20 protein-coding genes and 3 tRNA genes are annotated in these 23,489 nt (G+C 63.7%); 9 read left to right on the forward strand and 14 right to left on the reverse strand.

The features are described from left to right. The first annotated feature begins 123 nt into the window (after positions 1-123). Both K2O51_RS19075 and K2O51_RS19080 read left to right on the forward strand, forming a co-directional pair. Positions 124-555, forward strand: a complete 432-nt coding sequence (locus tag K2O51_RS19075; RefSeq protein ID WP_011297452.1) for a MerR family transcriptional regulator — start codon at positions 124-126, stop codon at positions 553-555. 55 nt (positions 556-610) lie between these two features. Beyond that, positions 611-687, forward strand: a tRNA-Pro gene (locus K2O51_RS19080). 184 nt (positions 688-871) lie between these two features. Here the strand turns inward: K2O51_RS19080 and K2O51_RS19085 are convergent. From K2O51_RS19085 to K2O51_RS19095, 3 genes are read right to left on the reverse strand one after another with little or no spacing between them, the layout of a single operon-like run. After that, the gene (locus tag K2O51_RS19085; RefSeq protein ID WP_041679557.1) at positions 872-1,132 is read right to left on the reverse strand and encodes a hypothetical protein; all 261 of its coding nucleotides are present in this window, start codon (positions 1,130-1,132) and stop codon (positions 872-874) included. A gap of 47 nt (positions 1,133-1,179) precedes the next feature. Further along, positions 1,180-1,692 carry a cupin domain-containing protein gene (locus K2O51_RS19090; protein ID WP_011297454.1) on the reverse strand — a complete coding sequence of 171 codons (513 nt, stop codon included), beginning with the start codon at positions 1,690-1,692 and terminating at the stop codon, positions 1,180-1,182. A 21-nt stretch (positions 1,693-1,713) separates the two neighbouring features. Then, the gene (locus K2O51_RS19095) at positions 1,714-2,073 is read right to left on the reverse strand and encodes a hypothetical protein (protein WP_235679917.1); all 360 of its coding nucleotides are present in this window, start codon (positions 2,071-2,073) and stop codon (positions 1,714-1,716) included. 92 nt (positions 2,074-2,165) lie between these two features. Between K2O51_RS19095 and K2O51_RS19100 the strand changes: the two genes are divergently transcribed. Beyond that, positions 2,166-2,555: a hypothetical protein gene (locus tag K2O51_RS19100; RefSeq protein ID WP_011297456.1), complete on the forward strand. Its 390-nt coding sequence runs from the start codon at positions 2,166-2,168 to the stop codon at positions 2,553-2,555. Positions 2,556-2,656: 101 nt separating this feature from the next. Then, the gene (locus K2O51_RS19105; RefSeq protein WP_041679559.1) at positions 2,657-2,983 is read left to right on the forward strand and encodes a hypothetical protein; all 327 of its coding nucleotides are present in this window, start codon (positions 2,657-2,659) and stop codon (positions 2,981-2,983) included. A 14-nt stretch (positions 2,984-2,997) separates the two neighbouring features. On the opposite strand, the gene K2O51_RS19110 is transcribed toward K2O51_RS19105, so the two are convergent. Continuing rightward, complete coding sequence (locus K2O51_RS19110) at positions 2,998-7,839, reverse strand: NAD-glutamate dehydrogenase (protein ID WP_220631506.1); 4,842 nt, start codon at positions 7,837-7,839, stop codon at positions 2,998-3,000. Positions 7,840-8,041: 202 nt separating this feature from the next. After that, entirely contained in the window at positions 8,042-8,566 is a 525-nt protein-coding gene (locus K2O51_RS19115) for a MarR family winged helix-turn-helix transcriptional regulator (protein ID WP_011297459.1), read from the reverse strand. Positions 8,567-8,959: 393 nt separating this feature from the next. On the opposite strand from K2O51_RS19115, the gene scpC reads away from it, so the two are divergent. Continuing rightward, the gene (scpC, locus tag K2O51_RS19120; RefSeq protein WP_011297460.1) at positions 8,960-10,477 is read left to right on the forward strand and encodes a succinyl-CoA:acetate CoA-transferase ScpC; all 1,518 of its coding nucleotides are present in this window, start codon (positions 8,960-8,962) and stop codon (positions 10,475-10,477) included. 92 nt (positions 10,478-10,569) lie between these two features. Here scpC and K2O51_RS19125 read toward each other — a convergent pair whose 3' ends face one another. From K2O51_RS19125 to K2O51_RS19135, 3 genes are all read right to left on the reverse strand, one after another. Further along, positions 10,570-10,956: a hypothetical protein gene (locus K2O51_RS19125; RefSeq protein ID WP_011297461.1), complete on the reverse strand. Its 387-nt coding sequence runs from the start codon at positions 10,954-10,956 to the stop codon at positions 10,570-10,572. Positions 10,957-11,223: 267 nt separating this feature from the next. Next, positions 11,224-12,201, reverse strand: a complete 978-nt coding sequence (locus tag K2O51_RS19130; protein WP_011297462.1) for a tripartite tricarboxylate transporter substrate binding protein BugE — start codon at positions 12,199-12,201, stop codon at positions 11,224-11,226. A gap of 362 nt (positions 12,202-12,563) precedes the next feature. Further along, a tRNA-Lys gene (locus K2O51_RS19135) sits at positions 12,564-12,639 on the reverse strand. Between the two features lie 119 nt (positions 12,640-12,758). Between K2O51_RS19135 and K2O51_RS19140 the strand changes: the two genes are divergently transcribed. Both K2O51_RS19140 and K2O51_RS19145 read left to right on the forward strand, forming a co-directional pair. After that, positions 12,759-13,667, forward strand: a complete 909-nt coding sequence (locus K2O51_RS19140; RefSeq protein ID WP_041679560.1) for a LysR family transcriptional regulator — start codon at positions 12,759-12,761, stop codon at positions 13,665-13,667. 109 nt (positions 13,668-13,776) lie between these two features. Then, positions 13,777-15,168: an 8-oxoguanine deaminase gene (locus K2O51_RS19145; protein ID WP_041679561.1), complete on the forward strand. Its 1,392-nt coding sequence runs from the start codon at positions 13,777-13,779 to the stop codon at positions 15,166-15,168. Positions 15,169-15,270: 102 nt separating this feature from the next. Here the strand turns inward: K2O51_RS19145 and K2O51_RS19150 are convergent. Further along, a tRNA-Lys gene (locus K2O51_RS19150) sits at positions 15,271-15,346 on the reverse strand. Positions 15,347-15,582: 236 nt separating this feature from the next. Between K2O51_RS19150 and K2O51_RS19155 the strand changes: the two genes are divergently transcribed. Next, positions 15,583-15,846 carry a DUF1488 family protein gene (locus K2O51_RS19155; RefSeq protein ID WP_011297465.1) on the forward strand — a complete coding sequence of 88 codons (264 nt, stop codon included), beginning with the start codon at positions 15,583-15,585 and terminating at the stop codon, positions 15,844-15,846. Positions 15,847-16,031: 185 nt separating this feature from the next. Here K2O51_RS19155 and K2O51_RS19160 read toward each other — a convergent pair whose 3' ends face one another. From K2O51_RS19160 to folD, 4 genes are all read right to left on the reverse strand, one after another. After that, positions 16,032-17,831 carry a SulP family inorganic anion transporter gene (locus tag K2O51_RS19160; RefSeq protein WP_140950182.1) on the reverse strand — a complete coding sequence of 600 codons (1,800 nt, stop codon included), beginning with the start codon at positions 17,829-17,831 and terminating at the stop codon, positions 16,032-16,034. Positions 17,832-18,030: 199 nt separating this feature from the next. Beyond that, positions 18,031-18,858, reverse strand: a complete 828-nt coding sequence (gene xth, locus K2O51_RS19165) for an exodeoxyribonuclease III (RefSeq protein WP_011297467.1) — start codon at positions 18,856-18,858, stop codon at positions 18,031-18,033. Then, on the reverse strand, positions 18,855-20,933 hold the full coding sequence (locus tag K2O51_RS19170) for a M3 family metallopeptidase (protein ID WP_140950181.1): 2,079 nt from the start codon (positions 20,931-20,933) through the stop codon (positions 18,855-18,857). Before K2O51_RS19170 ends, xth begins: the two co-directional genes overlap by 4 nt. A 105-nt stretch (positions 20,934-21,038) precedes the next feature. Then, positions 21,039-21,890 carry a bifunctional methylenetetrahydrofolate dehydrogenase/methenyltetrahydrofolate cyclohydrolase FolD gene (gene folD / locus K2O51_RS19175; RefSeq protein ID WP_011297469.1) on the reverse strand — a complete coding sequence of 284 codons (852 nt, stop codon included), beginning with the start codon at positions 21,888-21,890 and terminating at the stop codon, positions 21,039-21,041. A 177-nt stretch (positions 21,891-22,067) separates the two neighbouring features. Between folD and K2O51_RS19180 the strand changes: the two genes are divergently transcribed. Next, entirely contained in the window at positions 22,068-22,748 is a 681-nt protein-coding gene (locus K2O51_RS19180; RefSeq protein ID WP_011297470.1) for a hypothetical protein, read from the forward strand. A 66-nt stretch (positions 22,749-22,814) separates the two neighbouring features. Here K2O51_RS19180 and K2O51_RS19185 read toward each other — a convergent pair whose 3' ends face one another. Beyond that, complete coding sequence (locus K2O51_RS19185; RefSeq protein WP_011297471.1) at positions 22,815-23,447, reverse strand: response regulator transcription factor; 633 nt, start codon at positions 23,445-23,447, stop codon at positions 22,815-22,817. Positions 23,448-23,489: the final 42 nt, after the last annotated feature.

Genomic DNA, 23,489 nt, shown 5'->3' on the forward strand with positions numbered 1-23,489 from the left:
CGAAGGGGCCTCACCCCAACGGCGGATTGCTTGGCGCAGCAGGCGTCTGTATGCTTCATGGCGCGCTGATCCACGCGCCAACTCGAACCGGCCGGCATGGCCTGACGCCTGTCTACACCACTCATGTCGGACAAATCCAGCGAGCGCATAGCGCTACCGCCCATCCCCGCCAAGCGTTACTTCACCATTGGTGAAGTCAGCGAACTGTGCGCAGTCAAGCCGCATGTACTGCGCTACTGGGAACAGGAATTCACGCAGCTCAAACCGGTCAAGCGCCGCGGCAACCGGCGCTACTACCAGCATCATGAAGTCCTGCTGATCCGACGCATCCGTGAACTGCTGTACGAGCAGGGCTTCACGATCAATGGTGCGCGCAATCGGCTGGATGAAGGGCGGCACGCGCATCATCATGCTGAGACCGAGACAGAAGAATTGGCTGTGGAGACTGCGGCGGAGACGTCGGTGCCGTCGGTGGATATCGCCAGTCTGCGAGGTGAACTCATCGAGGTGCAGCACCTGCTCGCGCAGCTTCAGCAGATCGCGCGGCGCACATAAATTTCACCAGCACCGCTGGTCAGCGGGGAAATGCGTCTGCTATAATCTTTTTCTTCGGGGCGTAGCGCAGCCTGGTAGCGTACCTGCATGGGGTGCAGGTGGTCGGAGGTTCAAATCCTCTCGCCCCGACCAGTAAATAAAAGGCCTGACAGGTTTTATCTGTCAGGCCTTTTGTCTAATTGGCCGACATCCTCAATCGCGCTACTGCCTTGTGATCGGCTTCTGGGCGTTGCTGTCATGTACAGGTTCATTTGCACGGGCTCGGGAGACGGTGCGATCGAACGTAATGGGGTCCAAAAAAAGCGCTGCGCGCCACTCAATCCGCCAACGGAAACCCAAACACATCGTCAGCCAGGTCGCGCTCGAAGCGTTCCACCCAGAGCACGCCATCCGCTGTCGTGTATCGTTCGAACTGACTTCCCACAACACGCCCAACGTTGATGGTCCGCTGCGCGGCGGGTCGGTTATCGTCTTCGGTCAGTTCAAAATCTTCGACAACAAAACCATGCCGCGCACAGGCAGTTTCAAAGGCGTCCCGTTCTTCCGCAGGGAATTCGTGATAACGCTTTAGGACCATGGGCGTCTCCCAGGCTCTTTGAGGTCATCGTAGCATCCCGATAACGCTTACGCATGCCGACGCGAGAGCCGGTGGATCAGGTCGGCTTGACGAGGAAAAATAGCCACAAGCTCCAATGCATCTGCCAGCTCGAATTCACTGAACTCGAACCCTGGTGCAACGGTGCAACCAAGCAGCGAAAAATCCTGCGAACCTGACGGCACGCGTTCGGCGGCAAACCAATGATTGGCAGGAACCATGGCCTGAAACACAGCCCCGTGGTGCTCCAGCGGATTGCCAAGCCGATGCGTGACAAGGTTGCCGTCGCTGGTCAGGACATGCACATCGAGCGGAGTGCCCGCGTGGAAGTGCCACAGTTCATCCGACCGGATGCGGTGCCATGCGGAGAAATCGCTGTCGCGCAGCATGTAGTAGATGGCCGTCGACGCGCTGCGCTGCCGGCCATCGCTGCATTGGATATTCTCCGCGCTTCGGTAGGTTTCACGGAAATACCCGCCTTCTGGATGGGGCAGCAGATCCAGAGCTTTGATCAGTCGATCAGCGGCGTAGTCAGCTAGCATGGTATCGGCGGGAGGTCTCTTTCAGAGCAGTGCAAATTGCGCGCGGTCGGGGCCGATGAAGGCCGGTCGGCCAACCGGGTAGCGGTGGTGGTTGCCGCTCACGTCGAATGACAGGAAATCGGGCGTCCAGCGCAAGCCTTGCAATTGCCTTGGCTCGATGCCCTGCACGACGATGGCGCCGTTGCCGACGCTGACGTGTGCGCAAGACAGGCGCATGTACTCCGCATCGTCCCCGAAATAGTGCGCCTCCAGCAAGATGGAATCGGATTGATAGAGCGGCATGGCAGTGCCTTTGTGAGTACTGTATGGATGTACAGTATAAATGCCGAGGACGCGTGCGTCATCTCCTTTGAGCGTGATATTGAGTGACGAATGCGGCATGCGCCGACTGCGTTTCAGGCTTTGGTATAACCTGAACCATATGGGGTACGAACGCCGCTCCACGTAGCTCCGTGAAATCTAAGGGGGCAGCCATGGCGCATTGTCATAACAGAGCCTGCTGGTTTGGGCTGGGTTTGCTCTCCGGCGCTGCTGCGGCGTGTCTGGGTGCGTGGCTGGCGAACGGCGCGCGTCGCGATGCCGGGGCGGACATGGCCGCTGCCATGCTCGCGGAGCAGGAGCAGGCGGTGGACCCTGAGCCGTTGCCGGAAGCGGCCACCGATATCATCGAATACCGCGGTTTTGTGGTCCATGTGTTCTGCCATGCGCTGGGGGGCGGCCGTTTTCGCGGCATCTGCGATATCTGGGATTCCGGCGCCGTCGCGCTGGAAGGCGGCTCGCCACCCACTACGTATCCGACACCGGAAGAAGCGCGCGTGGCAACCATCGCATGGGCACGCCAGTGGGTGCAGAACAATGGCTGAGATACTCGTCAACCGATGGATTGGCTGAACCCCTCGTATGTAGGGTAATTGCTGCGTCACTTTGCACTCAAGGAGCAGGTCCGCAGACCGTTAGACTGCCCATGGACATTTCCGACCGCCCTCACAAGTCAGCCTCCAATGCCGAACTCATCGGTTGGGCAGGCGCATCCCCCGAGGTGATCGCCAGGGTACTGAATTCCGCGCTGGCCGCTCAGGACCTGTCCGGCTTTGCTGCGCTGCTTTCGGACATTGCCCGAGACCGTGGCCTAAAGGGCCAGCGCGCCGCGCACCAGTCGATCTACGACATGCCCTACGCCAGCCTGCTGCCACGGCAGACACACCTGCTCGCGGACGCCTTCGAACTGGTGCTGTTGCTGGGGCTCGAATTCCGCCCGCACCAGCCCGACGAGGAACAGGAAGGGGAATAGGGCCGCGCGTCTCCTCAGCTTCGTTCCAGCATCCCGATCTCGCGGATAGCCACAGACAGCATCGACAGCCCCGTGGCGCCCGATGCGCGCTGGTCGGTCAGCATGCGGGTGAAGCGCTCGAGCGCGGTTTGCCGGCTGCCGCGCCAGCTGTCGATCAGCGGCTCGGCGGTGTTATAGGATCCAGCCTGCGCCAGCACGCTGGTCATCAGGGCGCGCTTGAGGCGTCCCAGATCATCCAGCGTGGTGGTGCGGGCCAGCAGGTCCCAGTGCGTATCCGCGGGCAGCGCCTGCGCGCGCTCGCGCAGCCAGCCGAAGCTGAGCTGGGTGTCGAGCGCGAAATAGACGCCAGCCACGAGTTCCAGCGGGCGATCACACGATGCTGCGACCTCTGCGATATCGAGCGCCGCAGCGGCGATATCGCTGCTGGCTACCTTCCGGGCCAGCGCCGGCTCGACGCCGGCTTCGGTCAGCGCACGCGTGCGATCGGCCAGTGCCGCGGCATCGGCCTGCGGTAGCAAGGCCGGCAATTGCGGGACCAGCCATTGGGCCGCCTGCGTGAAGCGAGTCATGTCCGCTGCAGTGCTGCCGCCAGTGCGCAGGTACCGGATGAACCAGAGGCAGGCCCTCTCAAGCAGCTGTCCGACCGCGCTGAACATCCGTGCCTGTTCGGCATCGGCTATGCGGTTGTCGAGGGCGTCGATGTCCTCCCACAGCGCAGTCAGCCCGAATACGTCGCGCGCGATCAGGCACGCGCGCACGATGTCCGCCGGACGCGCATCCGTCTCTTCCATGATGCGATGCACGAAGGTCGCGCCGATCCGGTTGACGAGCAGGTTGGTGAGGTGCGTGGCCAGGATTTCACGGCGCAGCGGGTGGCGCTGCATGGCGTCGCCGTAGCGCTGGCGCAGCGGGACCGGGAAATAGTCAACGAGCAGTCCTGCCACCAGCGCATCTTCAGGGACGTCAGAGACCAGCAGTTCGTCGTAGAGCCACATCTTGCTGTAGGCGAGCAGCACCGCACGCTCCGGGGAGGTCAGCCCTTCGCCTGCGGCCTTGCGTTCGGCAATCTCTTCGTCGCCGGGCAGGAATTCGAGCGCGCGGTTCAGGCGGCCGGCGCGCTCCAGCCAGCGGATCTGGCGTGCCTCGCCATCGAGCAGCGCAGTACTGCTGCGGCCCGCGACCGACAGGGCCTGTGTCTGGTAGTAGTTGTCCTGCAGCACCAGCAAGCCGACTTCATCCGTCATCTCGGCCAGCAGCTTGTTGCGCTGCTTTTCCGTCATCTCGCCTTCGGCGACGACCTGGCCCAGCAGGATCTTGATATTGACCTCGTGGTCCGAGCAATCCACGCCGGCCGAGTTGTCGATGGCATCGGTGTTGATGCGTCCGCCACGGCGCGCGAACTCGATGCGGCCGAGCTGCGTGAAGCCGAGATTTCCGCCTTCGCCGACAACCTTGCAGCGCAACTCCGCGCCGTTCACGCGCACGGCGTCGTTGGTGCGGTCGCCGGCCTGCAAATGCGTTTCCTGGCTCGATTTGACGTAGGTGCCGATGCCGCCGTTGTACAGCAGGTCCACAGGCGCCATCAGGATCGCGTGGATCAGCTCCGCCGGCGACAAGGTGCTTGCGGTAATACCCAGTACGGCCTGGACCTGCGGCGACAGCGCGATGGTCTTGGCCGTGCGCGGGAATATGCCGCCGCCGGTCGAAATCAGTTTGGTGTCATAGTCGGCCCAGCTGGATCGCGGCAGGGCAAACATGCGAGCGCGTTCCTGCAGGCTGGAAGCCGGGTCGGGATCAGGGTCCAGGAAGATATGCCGATGGTCGAACGCGGCCACGAGCCGGATATGCGGCGACAGCAGCATGCCATTGCCGAACACGTCGCCCGACATGTCACCGACACCAGCTACTGTGAAATCCGTGGTCTGCGTGTCGATGCCCATCTCGCGAAAATGCCGCTTGACTGATTCCCACGCGCCACGCGCGGTAATGCCCATCTTCTTGTGGTCATAGCCGACCGAGCCGCCCGATGCGAACGCATCGCCTAGCCAGAAGCCATATTCGGCGGAGATCGCGTTGGCGAAGTCGGAGAAGGTGGCCGTGCCCTTGTCGGCCGCGACGACGAGGTACGGGTCGTTGTCGTCATGACGGACGACGTCAGGCGGTGGCACGAGCCTGCCGGCCACAAGGTTGTCGGTCAGGTCGAGCAGGCCACGCAGGAATGTCTGGTAGCAAGCGATGCCTTCCTGCAGGAAGGCATCGCGGTCCGTCGGCGGCGGCGGGCGCTTGACGACGAAGCCGCCTTTGGAGCCAACCGGCACGATCACCGTGTTCTTCACCATCTGCGCCTTCATCAGGCCCAGCACTTCCGTGCGGAAATCTTCGCGCCGGTCCGACCAGCGCAGACCGCCGCGGGCAACGCGGCCGCCGCGCAGGTGAACGCCTTCCACGCGCGGTGAATAGACCCAGATCTCGAACATCGGGCGTGGTTCAGGCAGCCCGGGAACTTGCGATGGATTGAACTTGAACGAGACGAAAGGCCTCGGTTGTCCGTCGGTATCGCGGTGGAAATAGTTGGTGCGCACGGTCGCATTGACCACGCCGAGGAACAGGCGAAGGATGCGGTCCTCGTCGAGGTTCGGTACCTGGTCCAGTGCAGTCTCGATATCGGTAAGTAATTGCTGGCAACGCGTGTCGCGCGTAGCGGTCGTAGCGGGATCGAAGCGTGCGACAAACAGCGCCACCAGTTTCGCAGCAATGCCCGGATTGCCGGTCAGTGCGCGTTCGATGTACGCATCGCTGAAGGTCGAGCCGACCTGGCGCAGGTACTTTGCGTACGCGCGCAGGATGGTCACATCGCGCGCGGCAAGCTCGGCGCGCAGCACCAGCCGGTTGAGGTCGTCGTTCTCGATCTCGCCATTCCATGCACGTGCGAACGCGTCTTCGAATAGCGCCTTGATGCGCTCGATATCGAAGTCGGCACCGCTCGCGCTGTCTGCGATCTCGAGCCCGAAGTCATGAATCCAGACCGGCGCGCCGCCATCGGGCTCGATCAGGTAGGGCCGCTCCTCGTCCACGCGCACGCCAAGGTGTTCGAGCATCGGCAGGCTGTGCGAGAGCGCAATCGGTTCGCCGGCGCGGTACACCTTGAAGCGAAACGCGCCAGGGACTGCCTCGATTGGGCGGTACAGGTTCATGGCGATGCCGTTGCCGTGCAGCGCGTGCTCCATCAGCTCGATGTCGCGCACAGCGGTGCGGGCCGGATAGTCTTCGCGATAGCCTGCGGGGAAAGAGCTGCCGTACTGGCGCAGCAGGCGGTTGCCTTGCTCCTCGCCCCGGCTTTCATGCAGGGCAGCGGCCAGGTCGTCCTGCCAGCGGCGGCTCGCCTGGACGATGCGTGATTCCAGTTCCTGCGTATCGACCTGCGGCATGCTGCCGGGCTCGCTACGCACGATAAGCTGGATCCGCGCCAGCGGCGATTCCGACAGCAGCGGCGTGAACTCGCAGGCGCTGCCGTGGAATGCGCCCATCAGGATCTTCTGGATCTTCTGGCGCAGGTCGGTGTTGTACTTGTCGCGCGGGACGAACACCAGGCAAGACACGAAGCGGTCGAAGCGGTCGCGCCGCACGAACAGGCGCGTGCGCTGGTGTTCCTGCAGGCGCAGGATGCCGATCGCGATGTCGAACAGTTCGTCCTCGTCGATCTGGAACAGCTCATCGCGCGGATACTGTTCGAGGATGGTGACCAGCGACTTGTACAGGTGGCCCTTCGTCAGGAAGCCGGCACGCGCGAGGATATTCGCGCACTTGCGCCGCACCTGCGGAATCTCGGCAATCGGTGAGGTGTAGGCTGTGGACGTGTACAAGCCCACGAAGCGGCGCTCGCCGAACAGCTTGCCGTTGGCATCGAGCAGCTTTACGCCGATGTAGTCGAGGTAGCCAGGCCGGTGCACCGTGGCGCGCGAATTTGCCTTGGTCAGGAAGATCGGCGAACTCCCCTGGATGATGGAAGTGGCCGCGGCGGGCAGCGGGGTGAGGTCGTCGGCTTCTGGCGGGCGGAGGCTTTCGCGCAGGATGCCGCAGCCAGTGTCCGGCATGCCGCGCAGGAAATAGCGCTGGTCCTGCGAGACCAACTGATAATCGCGCTGCCCGAGGAAAGTGAAGTGGTTGTCGAGCATCCACTGCAGGAAGGCGCGGCCTTCGGTGCTGTCCGCAGTGGCGGCATCCGGGGCCTGCGCCATATTGCCGATCGTGGTCTCGGTGATATCGCGCATGCGCTGCCAGTCTTCGACCGCGGCACGTACGTCGCCGAGCACGCGCGCAATGCCGGTGCGCAATGCTTCCAGTCGCGCCGGCTCGCCGGTCCGGTCGACCTCGAAATGGATAAACGATTCCAGGCGCGATGATGCATCGCCGCCGGCGCCGCCCACCTCGATTTTTTCGATGCCGCCCTTGGCGGACCGCCACACACGGAACACAGGGTGGATCGCGGAGTGCAGGGCCAGGCCCAGCCGGTTGATCTCCATGGTCACGGAGTCGACCAGGAAGGGCATGTCGTCGTTGACGATCTCGACCACGGTGTGGTCCGAATGCCAGCCGTGCTCTTCCAGGTTGGGGTTGTACACGCGAATGCGCGCGGTACCCGGTACGAACTTCTGCGCGGTTTGCCAGTGCGCCATCACGGCGCCATACATATCGGCGACTTCGCGGTGGATCAGGTCATCGGAATCGGTCTGGTCGTAGTAATGGCGCAGAATCGGTTGGAGCAGCTCGAACCCTGCGGCGGGCAACCGCTCCCGCGCGAACGCCAGCATTTCTTCCTGCAGGTGTGCGACTTTTTCTTCGTTCTCCTGCGGCATGGTGCCTCCTTGCGGTATCGGGCGCGGGCCGGTGATGTCGCGCGCCTGTACGCAGGCGGGGCATGTGCCGGGGCATGCTCATACTTTAGGAAAAAACAGGACGATGCGAAGGGAAAGTCGTCACGGCGAGCGGCCGTGCGCCCGCGCCGCCAGTGCGGCGCGTGTTCAGTGCCATCAGGCGCTCGGGATCAGGCCCCCGGCGTCAGGCGCACGCAGGCCGCGAAGTGCCGGTACAGGAGGATCGGCTTGCGCAAACGAGTGCGGCGGCCGGCTCGTTCGTCGTGCTGCGGCTGCGGCGCTCGGAATGATCGCTCAGCGTCAGTTTCATGCGCTGCAACAGCGTGCCCAGCGCTACGCGTTCCTGGGAATTGAACGGCGATACCGATACCGAATGCAGCGCTTTTACGGCTTGCCATACGCGTTCCAGCCGGCCTTCTGCTGCAGCGCAGATGTGCGGAGCGGCGTTGGAGTCGGCGCATTCGATCCAGCCATCGCGCAGCAGATCGCTCAGCAAACGCTCCGAACAGGCGGCATCGATCAGCATGGCACCGGCAAGCGGCTCATGACGCACGAAGGTATTTTGTCGGATGGCTCGCAACAACAGCCACTTGGCGTAATTCAAACCGGAAGCAGCCAGCGTCTGCTCCAGCGCTCTTTGCCACGCGGTGACAGCGTCCACCAGGGCAAGAAGAACCGGCTCGTTGGGTTCGAGTGGTTTGGGGTTCATGATTGGCGTCTCCTCATGTCTGTCGCCGACATTACAACGCTCTTGGGCCGGAGCTTGGCCGGCCCGGGCGGCACAGGTGCCGCGCCTCGAAATCAGGGTCAAATCGGGGCGGTCTTTCCTGATAGCGGCAGACACTACCAGAAGCGAATGTTTTTTGTATGTTCCCTAGGGTTTGTCCTGTCGTGCGCCAAGCCACAGCGTCACATGGCGCCCAATGCAAGCGACATTGCCGGCACTTCACTTCGCGCACCAGCTATGAAGATTGCGACTTAAACGTATGAATTTATATCCCTGTGGGAATGTATGCGCGTGGCTACACTGCTTTTCCAACCCCGGCGCTAAAGCCAAGGGGCGCACGGGCGGACCGGAACCGCCCGGCAACCGGAGATGTTGATGTACAAGGAACGCATTCGCCTGCCGCGGCTGCTCGACAAGGTGGTCTCGGCCGACGTGGCCGCCGAGCTTATCCGCGATGGCATGACAGTGGGCATGAGCGGCTTCACCCGGGCAGGCGACTGCAAGGAAGTGCCATTTGCGCTGGCGCGCCGCGCCGCCACCGAGCCGCTGCGCATCACGCTGATGACCGGCGCATCGCTCGGCAACGACATCGACAAGGTGCTGGCGCAGGCCGATGTGATCGCGCGCCGGCTGCCGTTCCAGTCCGATGAGACGCTGCGCCGCAAGATCAACGCGGGCGAGGTCATGTTCATCGATCAGCATCTGTCTGAAACGGTCGAGCAATTGCGCTCCGGCCAGATTGCCCCGGTGGACGTAGCGGTGGTCGAAGCGGTGGCGATCACGGAGCAGGGCGGCATCGTGCCCAGCACGTCGGTCGGCAACTCGGCGAGCTTTGCCATGCTGGCACGCAAGGTGATCGTCGAGATCAACATGAACATGCCGCTCGCGCTCGAAGGTTTCCATGACATCTACTTCCCGGTGCAGCGCCCGTACCGGCAGCCCATTCCGCTGATCTCCGCCGAGCAGCGCATCGGCCTGCCGTATATCCCGATCGATCCCGAAAAGATTGCCGCCATCGTTATCACCGGCAAGGACGACAGCCCGTCCAACGCGCTGCCGCCCGACGAAGGCACGCGTGATATTGCGGGACATCTGAGTACATTCCTGGATCGCGAAGTGCGCGCCGGACGACTGACGCCGTCGCTGCAGCCGCTGCAGGCCGGCATTGGCACGATCTCGAACGCGGTGCTGCACGGCCTGATCGACTCGCCGTTCCACGACCTGAAGATGTACTCGGAGGTGCTGCAGGACAGCACGATCGAGTTGCTCGATTCGGGCCGGCTTGCGTTCGCATCGGCCTCGTCGGTGACACTGTCACGGTCGGTCTACCAGCATTTCCTGGCCAACCTGGAGCGGTACCGCTCGCGCCTGGTGCTGCGGCCGCAGGAGATCAGCAACCATCCGGAGATCTTGCGCCGGCTCGGGCTGATCACCATCAACACCGCGCTCGAGTGCGACATCTACGGCAACGTCAATTCGACGCATGTCGGCGGCACGCACATGATGAACGGCATCGGCGGCTCCGGCGACTTCGCTCGCAACGCGCATCTGTCGGTGTTCGTGACCAAGTCGGTGGCCAAGGGCGGGGATATCTCCAGCATCGTGCCGATGGTCTCGCATGTGGACCACACCGAGCATGATGTCGACATCATCGTGACCGAACACGGTCTGGCCGACTTGCGTGGCCTTGCACCGCGCGAGCGTGCCAGGCAGATCATCGACAACTGCGCTGACCCGGCCTACCGCGATGTGCTGGGTGACTACTTCCGCCGCGCCAGCCGCCTGGGCGGTCAGACGCCGCACTTGCTCGAAGAAGCGCTGTCCTGGCACGTGCGATATCGCGATCGCGGCACGATGCGCGAGTCCGTGCCCCAGCATGCCATGGCTGCCTGATAGCCGGCTTCCTTCAGCGCCATAAGCAAACAGCCCGCAAATGCGGGCTGTCTTGTTTCCGTGGCCTGCTCTGGAAAGCAGGCCTAAGGGGCTTACTGCGACTTGGCCGCAGGTGCCTTGGCACCGTCGGTGTACGGGTCGAACTTGCCGGCCTTTGCGCCGTCGGTGTACGGGTCAGGCTTGCCGGACTTGGCACCGTCGGTGTACGGATCGTACTTGCCCACCTTCGCACCATCGGTGTTCGGGTCGAGCTTCTTGCCAGCCAGGTCAGCCTTGGTCGACTGCTTCGCACCATCCGTGTATGGGTCGAACTTGCCAGATTTGGCGGCGCTCTGGTTCGGACTGGCCTTCTTCTTGGCGTGGCTGCCGCCGTACAAGTCGCCGCCCTCCGTGTAGTTCTTCTGCGCGTACGCAAGCTGGGTAGCACCGAAGGCAGCAAGCGCGGCAACGATCAGGGTGGGAACGGTTTTCTTGAGCATCTTCATCCTCGCGAGTAGCGGTCGCGCAGCGCCTGCGCGATCCGGTTGGGGCCGAGTTTGGCGGACTCCACGGCTAATTTACCGAGACGGCGCTGGTCCGCAAAGTGAAACTTTCTTCTGAATGTATTGAACGCCTTCTCGTCCTGAACGGTACTGTGCAAGATCAAGTTGACGCAAAATAAGTATCTGAGATCCCTGATAGTGCGGGCTTAAGCATAAAAAAAGCCGGCTGGATCGCAGCCGGCTTCTTGCTTGGCGAGAGACCGCTTATTCCAGCGTGATGTTCTGGTCATGCGCAATCTTCTTGCGCAGGTCCAGTTCACGTTTGATCTGGGCGGCATACTGCGCCGACGTGTTGCCGTCGGGATAGGCGCCGCTATCCGCCAGTCGACGCTTGACCGCCGGATCCTGCAGCGCCTTGACGGCGGCGTCATGCACGCGCGTGATAATGGCGGCAGGCGTGTTGGCTGGTGCGACCAGACCATACCATGCCATATTGTTCATGTCCTTCATGCCAGCTTCCGCAAAGGTCGGCACGTCAGGCAACCCTTCCACACGCTTGGGCGCGGCCACAGCCAGTGCGCGCAGCTTGCCGGCCTGGATGAACGGCATCGAGGACGGCAGGTTATCGAACTGCACGTTGACCTGGCCGGCCAGCGTGTCGTTCAGCGCCGGACCCGATCCGCGGTACGGAATATGGACCATGTCGGTCTTGGTGATGTCCTTGAACAGCTCGCCATCCAGGTGCGAAATGCTGCCCTTGCCAGCCGACGCGTAGCTGTACTTGCCCGGGCTGGCCTTCAGCAGTGCGACGAATTCCTTCAGCGTCTTGGCGGGAACCTTCGGGTTGACCGTCAGCACGTTCGGCACGTTTACCAGGTTGGTGATCGGCGCGAAGTCCTTGATCGGGTCATACGGGTTGCGGGCGTTGGTGGCCGGGTTGGTGGCCATCGTGCTCACTGTGGCGATGCCCAGCGTGTAGCCGTCCGGCGCGGACTTGGCCAGTGCATCGGCGCCGATCGCGCCGCCGCCACCGCCACGGTTTTCCACCACGACGGGCTGACCGAGTTCACGGCCGAGCGCGTCGGAAACGGCGCGCGCGACGATATCGGTAGTGCCGCCTGCCGCGAACGGCACGATTAGTCGGACCGGCTTGGTCGGGTAGCTCTGCGCCTGCGCGCTGACGTGGAACAGGCCAAGGGCCGCGATGCAGGCCGCAGCGCCTGCTTTGAGAACTGCTTTCAAGGAGTGCCTCCGTTCTTCATTCACTGATTGTCGGCCAGTCCGGATACTGGGGCGTTCTTCGGGACGATTATGGTTCGCCTGCGCTTGTCGGTGAATCGCGTCCGGTCCTGGCTCAGCGGACTGATTATCGTTATGCGATAGCCAGCCAACAGCATCGAAACGATTTGTTCCGCAATACGGAACTACGTTCCGCGTTGTGCGCCGACGGCCATTCAACAGGGAAAGGGCGGGAAACGGTATCGGTAAGAACCCGCGTATCAAGAAACGAGGCGTGCTGCCGTGGGAGGCAGCGGTCCGTGTGGACGAGGGAGGGCGAAAAGCAAAAAGGCCAACCTTGCGGTTGGCCCTTTTTTCGAATTCGCTGGTGGGGCGTGAGTGACTCGAACACTCGACCTACGGATTAAGAGTCCGCTGCTCTACCAACTGAGCTAACGCCCCAACGAAGAAAAAGATTTTAGCAAGGTATCTAGTAAGACGCAATAGGGAAGTGGAAATTTCTTTTGATGCACTCAAGGCTACAATGCCGACCGTTCCCAACGGCCGTTCCGACAACGTTCATGCATGCCCGGATCCTGCGCTATCTGGATGAGGTGGTACGCCGCGGCTCCATCCGCAAGGCCGCCGAGTCTCTGCATGTGGCGCCCACGGCGATCAACCGGCAGATCCTCGATCTGGAAGCCGAGCTTGGTGCGCCGGTCTTCGACCGCATCAACAAACGTCTGCGCCTGACACCGCTTGGTGAGATGGTGCTCGCGCACGTCCGGCAGACACTGCGTGAGCATGAGGCGCTGCGTGAGCGGATCGAAGAGTTCAAAGGTGCCCGGAGGGGCGAGGTGACGGTAGCGGTGACGGCCGGGCTGGCCGGATCGTTGATGCCGTCGCTGACCCACGAATTTCACCAGCGGTATCCGGGCATTGTTGTGCGGGTGGTCGACCTGCCGATTGCCGATATCGTCCTGGCTGTCGAGCAGGGCGACGCTGACCTCGGCCTCGGCTATGACCTGCCTGCCGCGCCGGCGCTGCGGATCCTGGGGACGAGCGACTGGCAGATCGGTGCTGTGGTACCTCCCGGTCATGAGTTGGCGGCACAACCGTCGGTCTTGCTAAGTGAATGCGTCGGCTATCCGCTCGTGCTGCCGGCGCCATCGCTATCCATCCGCGCGATTCTCGACGATGCCTTTGCGCGTCATGCAATTGACGTGACGCCTGCTGCCGAGTCGACCTCGATGGCGCTGATCCAGCGCCTGGTCATGCTGGGTAGCGGCATTGCGCTGCTCAATCCACTCGACATCATGGATGAGCGCGAGCGCGGTGCTCTCGTCCTGGTGCCGCTGCGCGACCGCTACCTGCGGCGCCAGACGCTGGCGCTCGTCGCACGCGCGCAGACCGTGCTGAGTCCGGCGGCCGAGTTGATGGCGGCAGATATCGGCGAGCGGTTGGCCGCGCTGTTCGCGCAAGGGCATTGATCGCGTAGGTGTCCACTTTTTGTGGACATCGTTGGCGAAATTCTGCGCTTTCGGATTGACGGCGCGAGTCATAGACTCGCCCCATGCCAATCCGCCGAGAGTTGCCGATATGACCCTGATCGCCCTGAATGCCGATGTGCTCGTCACCATGGACGCGCAACGGCGAGAAATTCCCGATGGCGCGCTGGTTGCCGAAGGTCCTGCGGTGCAATGGGTCGGGACTACGGCGGATCTGCCGCTCGAGTATCGCCGCAAGATCGACGACGGTACGGCACAGATCATCGACATGCGCGGCCACGTGGTGACGCCGGGCCTGGTCAATACGCACCATCACATGTACCAAAGTCTGACGCGCGCGGTGCCCGCCGCGCAGGATGCCGAGCTGTTTTCGTGGCTGACCAATCTCTACATGCTGTGGTCGCACCTGACGCCGGAGATGATCCGCATTTCGACCAAGACCGCGATGGCCGAACTGATGCTGTCGGGATGCACGACCACGAGCGATCATCTGTACCTCTATCCAAACGGCTCGCGCCTTGATGATTCGATCGCCGCGGCGCAGGAAATGGGCATGCGTTTCCACGCGGCACGCGGCTCGATGAGCGTCGGCCGCAGCAAGGGCGGTCTCCCGCCCGATGTGGTGGTGGAGGAGGAGGCCGCAATCCTGCGCGACAGCCAGCGACTCGTGGAGCAATACCACGACGGCTCGCGCCACGCGATGCTGCGCATGGTGCTTGCGCCGTGCTCGCCGTTCTCCGTGTCGCGCGACCTGATGCGCGAATCGGCGGTCATGGCCCGTCACTACGGCGTTTCGCTGCATACCCACCTGGCCGAGAACGATAACGACATCGCCTATTCGCGCGAGAAGTTCGGCCTCACGCCCGCGCAGTATGCCGAGGACCTCGGCTGGGTCGGACACGATGTCTGGCATGCCCACTGCGTGAAGCTGGATGACGAAGGGATTGCGCTGTTTGCGCGTACCGGCACGGGCGTAGCGCATTGCCCATGCTCGAACATGCGGCTGGCATCCGGTATCGCGCCGGTGCGCGCCATGCGCGATGCCGGCGTCAAGGTCGGGCTGGGTGTGGATGGCAGCGCCTCGAACGATGGCGCCCACATGCTTGGCGAAGCGCGCCAGGCACTGCTGTTGCAACGTGTCGGATTTGGCCCGGCCGCGATGAGTGCGCGTGAGGCGCTGGAGATTGCAACGCTCGGTGGTGCGCGAGTGCTGAACCGTGATGACATTGGCGCGCTGGCGCCGGGCATGGCGGCCGATTTCGTGGCGTTCGATATGTCGGCCGTGGGCTTTGCCGGCGGCGGACATGACCCCGTCGCGTCGCTGGTGTTTTGCACGCCCGCGAATGTGGCGACCAGCGTGATCAATGGCAGGGTCGTCGTTCGTGACGGCGAACTGCTGACGGCTGACCTGCCGGTCGTACTGTCGCAGCACCGACAGCTCGCGCGCACATTGTTCGAGCGCGCACGCGACGGCGGAGCCTGAGCGTGTCTTGGTGCCTGCTATCTGGCAGGCACTGAATAATCCAATCAGACGCCGGAAAACAAAAAGGGCCAACCTTGCGGTTGGCCCTTTTTTCGAATTCGCTGGTGGGGCGTGAGTGACTCGAACACTCGACCTACGGATTAAGAGTCCGCTGCTCTACCAACTGAGCTAACGCCCCAACGAAGAAAAAGATTTTAACATGATTTCGGAGTTTGTCAAACACCTGTGTGCATGAATCATGTTTGGCATGCGAGGCATTACGGCTTGCGGCGTCGGCATCGCTCGGCGCCGCAATGGAACCGGCGGCCCCATCCGGTTGTCATTCGATTGAGCGCATCAGCGAGGGTCGGCGCATACGATATCGCTCCGGCCATGTTAGGATGTTTCTCCACTTGCATATGGAGGGCTGCACCGATGGAAATCAAGTTCCAGGAGCAAGAGCGCTACGACATCAACAACGAAGGCCTGCTGTTCCACGCGATCGTCAATGGCGAGCAGGTAACGTGCGTGGTGACACGCGAAGCACTGTGGGAAGGATTCAGTGCCGATCAGGTTCTTTCGCTGGAAGAAGCCTTCCGCGCCGGCCGCGATACGATCGAACGTGCAGCGGTGGTGCTGATAGAACAGGGCGTCCCGCAGCCGGTCGTCGTCAAGCGCGCACACGTGGCGCCGGTCTGATTCGGATGGATGCCCCGGCCAGCCGCAGGCAAGCCGCGGGCGCCCATCTCACATCAGCCTCATCCCGGTAGCACTGCATTCCACGCAGCCGCTACGGCTAACTTGTCATACCCTCGCTGCACGGGCTCTCTCCGGTGTCAGCTTCCCGTCTCAATCCACTGGATTCTGTTTTTCCGACGCTGACGTCATAGCGTTTCTGCGTGCGTTTGCGCGCCGGGGCGTTGGGCGCACTCTTCGAAGATGCGCACCTTGCACTGCGCGCAGACATCGGGCGACAGCTGGCCGATGATGGTGTGCAGCGCCTGACGCTTCGTCGAGAAGACGTGGTCGGGACCGAGCTTGCCGGTGAACCCGGTCTGCTCCCACGTCTGCAGCACCTGCGTGCGCGGACGGTGGAAGTACAGGTCGCCGCCGGCGGCACGCCGCTCCGACAGTTCGGCTTCCCACATCTCCGCGCCGGCCAGGTCGATGAAGTTCATGCTCTTGGTCATCGCCAGCAAGTGCTTCTGGCTGGCATTGACCGTGCGCAGCCAGTGCAGCCGATCCGTCACGTATTGCACGGCGCCAAAGTAGATGGCGCCTTCCATGCGCAGCAGTTTGAGTTGCGGGCACTCCGGTTGAGGCCGATGCAGTTCGTCCAGTGGCGTGAAGCGGCGGCCCGGATCGTCGGCGTCGGGTACGAGGCTGCGCACCGCGGGTCGTGAAGTACGGTACAGGTAGGCAACCAGCGACAGGATCGTGCCAAGCAGCACCGCCATCTCCAGGCGGATCATCAGCGTGGCGGCAAATGTGCCGACCGCGATAGCGAACTCCGTACGACTCAGCGCCGCGATGCGCCGCAGGCGCGCGAAGTCGAAGAGTCCCCATGCGACAAGCAGCAGCATGGCCGCGATCGCGGCGAGCGGAATCTGCGCCAGAAGCGACGCGCTGACGGCGACCAGTGCCAAGAGCCAGAGTGCCGAGAACACGCTGGCCAGCGGCGTCTTCGCGCCGGCTTCGAAGTTCGGTACTGAACGATTAAGCGAACCGCACGAGATATAGCCGGAGAACAGGCCCCCGGCGATATTGGACAGCCCCTGGCCGATGAACTCGCGGTTGGCGTCAATATGCTGGCCTGACCGCAGCGCCACGGCCTTGGCAATCGAGATCGACTGGCCCAGCGCAACGATGGTAAGGGCCGAGGCAATGCCGAGCAGGTCCGGCACGCTGCGCCACGAGATATCGGGCACATGGAAGGCCGGGATGGCGGAGGGAATCGGCCCGACCACGTTGACATGGTGTCCGCCGCCCCAGCCGGTGCGGTTCAGCAGCAGGGCGACGCCGTAGCCGGCCATGAGTCCGAGCAGCATGAACGGCAGCCGCTTGCCAAGCCGCTTGAACAGCAGCGTTGCCCCGAGCGTGACCGCGCCCACGGTGGCAGCCCCCCAGTTGATCGCGTCAACGTTGTCGGACAGGAAACGCAGCACGCCGAACGCGCTTGTGCCGGTGGGCACCGCCAGGCCAAACAGGTCCTTGAGCGCGTACAGGCCGATCAGCGTGGCCGCGCCACACGTGAAGCCGAGCAAGACGGAGGGGGAAATGAAGTTGGCCAGTGTGCCAAGCCGCAGCGTGCCGACCGCCAGTTGCATGAGCCCGACCAGGATCGTGACCGACAGCGCCAGGCCGATATACGCCGGGCTCCCAGCGAATGCCACGGGGCTCAGCATCGCAAACAGCGCGAGCGAATTGGCGTTGGTCGGGCCCGACATCACGTGCCAGCTTGATCCAAACAGTGCGGCGACAATGCACGGCACCACAGCCGTGTAGATGCCGTACTCGGGCGGCAGGCCCGCGAGCGTGGCAAATGCCACGCCTTGCGGCAGCACGAGCACGGCGCCGAGCAAGCCCGCTATCCCGTCCGCGCGCAACGTGGCGCGGGATACGCGTTGCGTCCAGGGAAGCAGGCGCTGCAGCCGGGTGCCGGGGCTGGTTGCGGAGACAGTCATGGGCGGGGAAAAGGGAGGAGGGCAGGCATCGGCAGCACGCTGCGCGATGACGCGGCCGGCGCCGTATGGCGGGCCAGCCTTGGCAAACCAGTGCGTTGGCGACGGCGGGGTGATGCGGGGGTCATCGCCGCAGTGTAGCGGCGCACCCCGTTCGCCGCGAGCCGGGCTTGCCCGGACTTGCGTGAACGGAGCACGCGGTTCAGCCGCAGTTCAGCGTGGCGACCACCGGCGTGTGATCGGACGGCTGCTCCCAGGTGCGCGGCGCGCGGTCGATCACGCATGCCGAGCAGCTGCTGGCCAGTTCCGGCGACAGCAGGATGTGGTCGATGCGCAGGCCGGCATTGCGCCGGAAGGCGAACATGCGGTAGTCCCACCACGAGAACGCTTTTTCAGGCTGTTCGAACTTGCGGAACGCATCGGCCAGACCGAGTTCGACGAGCGCGGTGAACGCTGCGCGCTCCTGCGGCGAGACCAGATTCTGGCCTTCCCACTTGGCCGGATCGTGCACGTCGCGGTCTTCCGGGGCGATATTGAAATCGCCGAGCAGCGCGAGCCGCGGATACTTCGCGAGCTCTTCGCGCAGCCATGCCGTCATGGCGTCGAGCCACTTGAGCTTGTAGACGAACTTGTCGGAATCCGGCGCCTGCCCGTTCGGGAAATACGCGCAAACCAGGCGGATGTCGCCATACGTGGCTGCCACGACGCGCTGCTGCGCATCTTCGAAGCCCGGGATGTTGCGCACCACGTCGACCGGACCGGGCATGCTGGCATCGCGCGCAAGGATGGCGACGCCGTTGTACGTCTTCTGGCCCGTGTACACGCTGTGGAAGCCGGCGTTCTCAAGTTCCGCAAGCGGATACTTGTCGTCAGGCAGCTTCAGTTCCTGCAGGCACAGCGCGTCGATCGGCGCGCCGGCCTGTTCCTGTTCCGTCAGCCATTGCAGCACCTGCGGCAGGCGGACCTTGAGGGAGTTGACGTTCCAGCTCGCAATGCGAAGCGGCCCCGACGTAGGCAGCACCGCGCTCATGCTGCCATGCCTCCGTGGCGCAGCAGCGCGTCGATCTGCGGCGCGCGGCCGCGGAACGCGACGAACGAATCCATGGCCGGGCGGCTGCCGCCGACCGACAGGATCTCGCGCTGGTAGCGAGCGCCGGTTTCACTGTCGAGCACGGTGCCCGAAAGTTGCGCGGCTTCTTCGAACGCGGCATACACGTCGGCCGACAGCACTTCAGCCCACTTGTAGCTGTAGTAGCCCGCGGCATAGCCGCCAGCGAAGATGTGGCTGAAGGTATTGGGCCAGCGCGACAGCGGGTACTGTGGCACCACATGCACGCGGTCGTTGATCTCGCGCGACAGGTCGAGCACCGACTTGGCACCTTGCGGATCGAAGTCGGTGTGCAGGTGCATGTCGAAGGACGAGAACACGATCTGGCGAAGCGTCATCATGCCGTTCTGGAAATTCTTGGCGGCGAGCATGCGGTCAAACAGCGCGCGCGGCAGCGGCTCGCCGCTGTCGACATGCTGCGTCATGCCGCTGAGCACTTCGAATTCCCAGCAGAAGTTCTCCATGAACTGGGACGGCAGCTCGACTGCATCCCATTCCACGCCGTTGATGCCAGACACGCCCAACTCGCCAACCTGCGTCAGCATATGGTGCAGGCCATGGCCGAACTCATGGAACAGCGTGATGACTTCGTCGTGCGTGAACAGCGCGGGCTTGTCGCCGACCGGCGACGAGAAGTTGCAGGTCAGGTAGGCCACGGGTGTTTGCACCTCGCCGTCTGCGAGGATCTTGCGCCCACGCGCATCATCCATCCACGCACCGCCGCGCTTGCCCTCGCGCGCATAGAGGTCGATATAGAACTGGGCGAGCAGCGTGCCATCGGTCGCGCTCACGCGGAAGAAGCGCACATCCTTGTGCCAGGTCTGCGACTGGTCGGGCTGGATCTTGACCGAGAACAGCCGCTCCACAGCACCGAACAGGCCCTGCAGCACCTTGTGCTCGGGGAAGTACTGCTTCACCTCGTGTTCGGAGAACGCATAGCGCTGCTCGCGCAGCTTTTCGGAGGCGTAGGCGACGTCCCACGGTGCGAGTTCGGCCAGTCCCAGTTCCGCCGCAGCGAAGGCCTTGAGTTCGGCCCAGTCCTTCTCGGCATACGGACGCGCCTTGACGGCGAGTTCATCGAGGAACTTGAGCACCTCGGCCGGCGATTCGGCCATCTTCGGCACCAGCGAGACTTCGCCGTAGCACTGGTAGCCGAGCATCTGCGCTTCTTCGCGGCGCAGCGCGAGCTGCTCGCGCATATTGTCCGTGTTGTCCCAATCGGCCTGGCCGTTGCCGTACTGCGGGCCCTGCGCCGACGCACGTGTCACGTTGGCTTCGTACAGGGTCTGGCGCAGCGCGCGGTCGTCCGCGTATTGGAGCACGGGGAAATAGGACGGGAAGTGCAGTGTGAACTTCCAGCCGGCCTTGCCGTCCTTCTCGGCGGCGTGGCGCGCGGCTTCCTTCGCGTCTTCGGGCAAGCCGGACAGACGCGCGGGGTCTTCGATGATCAGCGCGTACGCATTGGTGGCATCGAGCACGTGGTCGGAAAACGCCTTGGACAGCTGCGCCTGGTGTTCCTGGATCTCGGCAAAGCGTGGCTTCTTGTCTTCGGGCAGTTCGGCGCCGCCCAGGCGGAAGCCGCGCAGCTCGTTCTCGATCAGCTGGTGGCGCGCGGCGTCCATGCCGGCGAACTCGGGGCTGGTTGCGAGCGCCTTGTACTTTTCATAGAGCGCCAGGCTCTGTCCGAGCGACGACCAGAACTCGGTCATGCGCGGCAAGTTTTCGGCGTGCGCCTTGCGCAGTTCCGGCGTGTCGGCGACCGCGCTCAGATGGCCGACCACGCCCCACGCGCGCCCCAGCGGCTCGGTGGCGGTTTCCAGTGCCTCGACGGCATTCCCCCAGTCGGCCGGCGTGGCGGGGTCTTCGGCGCGGGCCACGGCAGCCTGGGCACGCTCGAGCAGCACGTCGAGCGCCGGGCTGATGTGCTCGGGGCGGATCTCGGAGAAGCGCGGCAGGTCGGTGAAGTCCAGCAGTGGATTGTTGACGGCTTGGTCCATGGCGGTTCTCGGTTATCAGGCCTGAAGAGGCAATGGCTTGCAGATTGGGGCAGCCCCGGTGCTTTTCCAGTGCCGTTGCGGCACGTGCCGCAACGGCGCGCAGGCTTAGCCGGCGGCGCGCTCGGCGGCTTCCAGCGTGTTGATCAGCAGCATGGTGATGGTCATCGGGCCAACGCCGCCAGGCACCGGCGTGATGTAGCCAGCCACCTCGCGCACGCCGGCGAAGTCCACGTCGCCGCACAGCTTGCCGTTGTCGTCGCGGTTCATGCCCACGTCGATGACGACCGCGCCGGGCTTGACCATGTCGGCAGTGATCAGGTTGCGCTTGCCCACGGCGGCGACGATCACGTCGGCGTCACGCGTATGCGCGCCGATATCGCGCGTCTTGCTGTTGCAGATGGTCACGGTGGCGCCGGCCTGCAGCAGCAGCATGGCCATCGGCTTGCCGACGATGTTCGAGGCGCCGACCACCACCGCGCGCGCGCCGCGCAGCGGGTAACTGATCGATTCCAGCATCTTCATGCAGCCATACGGCGTGCACGGGCGGAACAGCGGGGCGCCGGTCATCAGCGCCCCGGCATTGGCCACATGGAAGCCATCCACGTCCTTTTCCGGGGCGATGGCTTCGAGCACCTTGTGGCTGTCGATGTGCTTGGGCAGCGGCAGCTGCACCAGGATGCCGTGGATCTTCGGATCGTTGTTCAGTGCATCGATGCGGGCCAGCAGTTCGGCCTCGGACAGGTCGGCCGGATAGCGGTCCAGCGACGAATGAAAGCCGTTGTCCTCGCAGGCCTTGACCTTGTTGCGCACATAGACCTGGCTGGCAGGGTCCTCGCCGACCAGGACCACGGCCAGTCCGGGCTGGTGGCCGCGTTCGGTCAGGCGGGCGGCGCGCACGGCGGCTTCGGAACGGATTTGTTTGGCAAGAGCGTTGCCGTCGATCAGTTGTGCAGACATGGGGAGAGGCGGGTTTGTGGCCGGAGTGAAGGCGCCGTCGCGGGGCGGCGCCCGGTCGGCAAAGCTTAAAGGCGAATTATACGGGGTCACGGGCGGGCATTCCGCCCCCCGGGTGGCCACACGGCCGTTTGACCGCTGGCAAGCCGGGATACCTGGCGGCACTGGTAGCATCGGTGCATGCATACCGCGCTCCCATCCCTGCTGTCCGACCCGCTGCTCATCGTGCTGACTGTCGTCGGGCTGGGCTGGGCCCTAAGCCGCCGTCCATGGCATCTGCTGCGGCGCGATTCCCTGCAGCATGCGTGGCTGGGCGGCATGATGTTCGTGGCGCTGCTGTGGACGGTCCGCGCCACGCTGGTGGGCGGTCTTGTGATCCAGCTTCTCGGCGCCACGCTGATGGTGACGCTGTTCGGCCTGCCGCTGGCGCTCGTCTCGTTGTTTGTGGTTGACCTGGTATCGCTGTTCGGTCTTGAGTACCTGGCCGGCCATGGATGGGCGCTGTTCGACTGGCCGTCGCTCTGGGTGCGCTACGTCTGGCTGGCGCTGCTGCCGGCGTTGATCTCGGCGGCCCTGCAGGGGCTCATGCGCCGCATGCTGCCGCACCACCCGTTCGTGTTCATCCTTGGCCACGGCTATTTCTGCGCGGGACTGGCCGCCATGGGCGCCGGCGCGGCGGAAGCGGCCTGGCGGCACTGGATGGCGCCAGGATTGCCCTTCAGCACGGCCGACACGCTCGCGGCCATTGTCATCCTTGCCTTTGGCGAGGCCTTCCTGACCGGCATGCTGGTCGCAGTCTTTGTGGTGTACCGGCCGCAATGGGTCGTGACGTTCCGTGACGAGGATTACCTGCGGAACTGAGGTGTGCGCCGAAGAGCGGCAGGGCAGGGATGCGTGCCCCGGCGAGCGCCGGGGCAGCTTGCGGCATCAGCTATTGCGCGACAGCGCGAGGCGCAGCAGGTCGGCCACGGTATTGACGTTGAGCTTTTCCATGATGTTGGCGCGGTGCGCCTCCACCGTCTTGATGGAAATGCCCAGGTCATCGGCGATCTGTTTGTTCAGGCGGCCGGCCACGATGCGCTCCAGCACCTGCTGCTCGCGCGTGGTCAGCTTGCCCAGCAGGTCCTTGGCGGCGCGTTGCTCGCGCGCGGCCGAGTGATCCGTGCGCGCCTTCTGCAGCATGCGTTCGACCAGCGAGCGCAGTTCCGACTCGTCGAACGGCTTTTCGATAAAGTCGATTGCGCCGCGCTTCATCGTAGACACCGCCATCGGCACATCGCCATGGCCGGTAATGAACACGATAGGAATGTCGATGTTCTCGGCGATCATGCGCTCCTGCAGTTCCGGGCCGCTCATGCCGGGCATGCGCACGTCGAGGATCACGCAGGAAACCTGGCCGGCGTCATAAGCCGCCAGGAACTGTTCGGCGCTGCTGAAAGCACGCACCTGGTAACCATTGCCCTCCAGCAGCCAGGTCAGCGAGTCGCGCATCGCTTCATCGTCGTCGACGATAAAGACGGTCTCGCCGCGGTGAGGGGCAGGGTTTGGCGTTGCGGTCATGAAGTCTCCTGGGACAACCATTCATTTGCGGCAGAAGTGTAA

The organism is Cupriavidus pinatubonensis (assembly GCF_019602855.1).
Classification (GTDB): Bacteria; Pseudomonadota; Gammaproteobacteria; order Burkholderiales; family Burkholderiaceae; genus Cupriavidus; species Cupriavidus pinatubonensis.

What these genes read in the sequence shown, in the direction of transcription:
- K2O51_RS19075 (WP_011297452.1), top strand. Translation starts at nt 124, where the DNA reads ATGTCGGACAAATCCAGCGAGCGCATAGCGCTACCGCCCATCCCCGCC.
- K2O51_RS19145 (WP_041679561.1), top strand. Translation starts at nt 13,777, where the DNA reads ATGACCCTGATCGCCCTGAATGCCGATGTGCTCGTCACCATGGACGCG.
- K2O51_RS19180 (WP_011297470.1), top strand. Translation starts at nt 22,068, where the DNA reads ATGCATACCGCGCTCCCATCCCTGCTGTCCGACCCGCTGCTCATCGTG.
- xth (WP_011297467.1), bottom strand. Translation starts at nt 18,858, where the DNA reads ATGAGCGCGGTGCTGCCTACGTCGGGGCCGCTTCGCATTGCGAGCTGG.
- K2O51_RS19125 (WP_011297461.1), bottom strand. Translation starts at nt 10,956, where the DNA reads ATGCTCAAGAAAACCGTTCCCACCCTGATCGTTGCCGCGCTTGCTGCC.
- K2O51_RS19105 (WP_041679559.1), top strand. Translation starts at nt 2,657, where the DNA reads ATGGACATTTCCGACCGCCCTCACAAGTCAGCCTCCAATGCCGAACTC.
- K2O51_RS19110 (WP_220631506.1), bottom strand. Translation starts at nt 7,839, where the DNA reads ATGCCGCAGGAGAACGAAGAAAAAGTCGCACACCTGCAGGAAGAAATG.
- K2O51_RS19170 (WP_140950181.1), bottom strand. Translation starts at nt 20,933, where the DNA reads ATGGACCAAGCCGTCAACAATCCACTGCTGGACTTCACCGACCTGCCG.
- K2O51_RS19185 (WP_011297471.1), bottom strand. Translation starts at nt 23,447, where the DNA reads ATGACCGCAACGCCAAACCCTGCCCCTCACCGCGGCGAGACCGTCTTT.
- K2O51_RS19155 (WP_011297465.1), top strand. Translation starts at nt 15,583, where the DNA reads ATGGAAATCAAGTTCCAGGAGCAAGAGCGCTACGACATCAACAACGAA.
- K2O51_RS19095 (WP_235679917.1), bottom strand. Translation starts at nt 2,073, where the DNA reads ATGCCGCATTCGTCACTCAATATCACGCTCAAAGGAGATGACGCACGC.
- scpC (WP_011297460.1), top strand. Translation starts at nt 8,960, where the DNA reads ATGTACAAGGAACGCATTCGCCTGCCGCGGCTGCTCGACAAGGTGGTC.
- K2O51_RS19115 (WP_011297459.1), bottom strand. Translation starts at nt 8,566, where the DNA reads ATGAACCCCAAACCACTCGAACCCAACGAGCCGGTTCTTCTTGCCCTG.
- K2O51_RS19100 (WP_011297456.1), top strand. Translation starts at nt 2,166, where the DNA reads ATGGCGCATTGTCATAACAGAGCCTGCTGGTTTGGGCTGGGTTTGCTC.
- K2O51_RS19090 (WP_011297454.1), bottom strand. Translation starts at nt 1,692, where the DNA reads ATGCTAGCTGACTACGCCGCTGATCGACTGATCAAAGCTCTGGATCTG.
- K2O51_RS19140 (WP_041679560.1), top strand. Translation starts at nt 12,759, where the DNA reads ATGCATGCCCGGATCCTGCGCTATCTGGATGAGGTGGTACGCCGCGGC.
- folD (WP_011297469.1), bottom strand. Translation starts at nt 21,890, where the DNA reads ATGTCTGCACAACTGATCGACGGCAACGCTCTTGCCAAACAAATCCGT.
- K2O51_RS19085 (WP_041679557.1), bottom strand. Translation starts at nt 1,132, where the DNA reads ATGGTCCTAAAGCGTTATCACGAATTCCCTGCGGAAGAACGGGACGCC.
- K2O51_RS19160 (WP_140950182.1), bottom strand. Translation starts at nt 17,831, where the DNA reads ATGACTGTCTCCGCAACCAGCCCCGGCACCCGGCTGCAGCGCCTGCTT.